Source organism: Methanoregula sp. (genome assembly GCF_002835825.1).
In the GTDB taxonomy this organism is placed as follows: Archaea; Halobacteriota; Methanomicrobia; order Methanomicrobiales; family Methanospirillaceae; genus Methanoregula.
This window is the reverse complement of the sequence record NZ_PIZH01000533.1, coordinates 1-1416: the sequence shown is the minus strand read 5'-3', so window position 1 is coordinate 1416 and position 1416 is coordinate 1. Positions and strand designations below refer to the sequence as shown.

Annotated in this window: 3 protein-coding genes; all 3 read left to right on the top strand. The window is 57.6% G+C overall.

The annotated features are described in order from the left end of the window. Positions 1 to 114: 114 nt before the first annotated feature. Positions 115 to 441 (top strand): PadR family transcriptional regulator, encoded by a 327-nt coding sequence (locus tag CW742_RS13040; RefSeq protein ID WP_292421062.1) that lies wholly within the window; start codon positions 115 to 117, stop codon positions 439 to 441. Continuing rightward, positions 428 to 1021 carry an HAAS signaling domain-containing protein gene (locus CW742_RS13035; RefSeq protein WP_292421060.1) on the top strand — a complete coding sequence of 198 codons (594 nt, stop codon included), beginning with the start codon at positions 428 to 430 and terminating at the stop codon, positions 1019 to 1021. Before CW742_RS13040 ends, CW742_RS13035 begins: the two co-directional genes overlap by 14 nt. Beyond that, the coding region (locus tag CW742_RS13030; protein ID WP_292421058.1) for a toast rack family protein at positions 1018 to 1416 on the top strand (399 nt) is incomplete at its 3' end. The genes CW742_RS13035 and CW742_RS13030, both read left to right, overlap by 4 nt.

Here is a 1416-nt window from a genome sequence, read left to right as displayed (position 1 = left end):
ATACTGTGTTAAGCAATTAACACGCGTTTACCCGGAATCCCCGGCAGCCGGCACGAAGAACCCTCTACCCTCTGCTGCCGGGGGCGGGGCATTGCATCCGACCAGGGAGTCAGAATGAACATCCAGCTGAAAAAAGGCGTGCTTGAGATCTGCGTCCTCTCTGTTCTGGCCTATAAGGACTGTTACGGGTACGAACTCGTTGCCGAGATCTCCAAACGGATCAATATCTCGGAAGGCACCATCTACCCCCTCCTCCACCGCCTCAAAGACGAAGGACATGTCACCACGTACCTCCAGGAGTCCCCGGGCGGTCCGCCACGGAAGTACTACCGGCTCACCGAGCGAGGGAGGAACGAGGAGCATGCACAGCGGGAAGAATGGATGCAGTTCGCTGCATCGGTCAGCGCACTCCTGGAGAAGAAGAACGATGATCCAGAATGAACAGGAATATATCCGGGTCCTCACAAGCCGGCTCGAAGGCACCCTTGGCGAGGACGAGCTCGACGACATAGTCTCCGATTACGCCGAGCACTTCCGGATGGGAAAGGAGAGCGGGCGGACCGATGAGGAGCTCTGGCGCTCACTCGGCTCGCCGGATGATATCGCGCGGGAGATCCGTGCCCTGCATCTTGTCAGGAAGGCCGAGAGCAACCGTTCATGCAAAAACATCCTCCACGCGGTGCTGGCAACGCTCGGACTCGGGCTTTTTAACCTCGTCGTCGTGCTGGTCCCGTTCCTCCTCCTCGTCCTGATGCTCTTCATTGTCTTCATGGTCGGGGTGATGACAACCTTTGCAGGGATCACCGGGATCATCTGGTCCCTCCTCCAGTTGGCAGGGCTTTCTGCCTTCTCTGTCTGGTATTCCCCCCTTGCCGGGGTGTTCATCTCGATCGGTATGACAACGACCGGGCTGCTCGTCATTATCTGGACCTACTACCTGGGCCGGTTCTTCTATCGCATCTGCATCCAGTACCTCAAGTGGAACATAAGGGTTATCACGGAAACGGAGAGTGAACCATGAAACCCGAAAGATCCGGTGACAAAGATATCCTTGCCGTTTGTGCAGCCAGCCTCTCCGGCCTGACGATGACCCGGGTTATCCTCTGGCTTATCGCCATCACGATCGTCTCGTATGCGTTCGGGTTTGCGATCTTCGCGCTCTCGGGCGGGTTGTCACCCGGCCCGGAACCGGTTGCATCTCCCTTCAACAGGATGGCCTTCACGTCAGCCAACACCAGTTCGTTCCCGCTTGAAGGGGCATCATCCGGAGATGTCCGGATTATCCTTGGTGCCGGGGAGCTTACCGTACAGGGTGGTGCACAACCGGACATTCTTGTGGAAACAACCGTATATTCCGGCAGTCCGATGATGCAGCCGGACTATGCCGTGAGCAGGAGCGGATCGCCACAACGGGTG

Coding starts and splice junctions, on each gene's coding strand:
- CW742_RS13040 (WP_292421062.1), top strand. CDS start 115: ATGAACATCCAGCTGAAAAAAGGCGTGCTTGAGATCTGCGTCCTCTCT.
- CW742_RS13035 (WP_292421060.1), top strand. CDS start 428: ATGATCCAGAATGAACAGGAATATATCCGGGTCCTCACAAGCCGGCTC.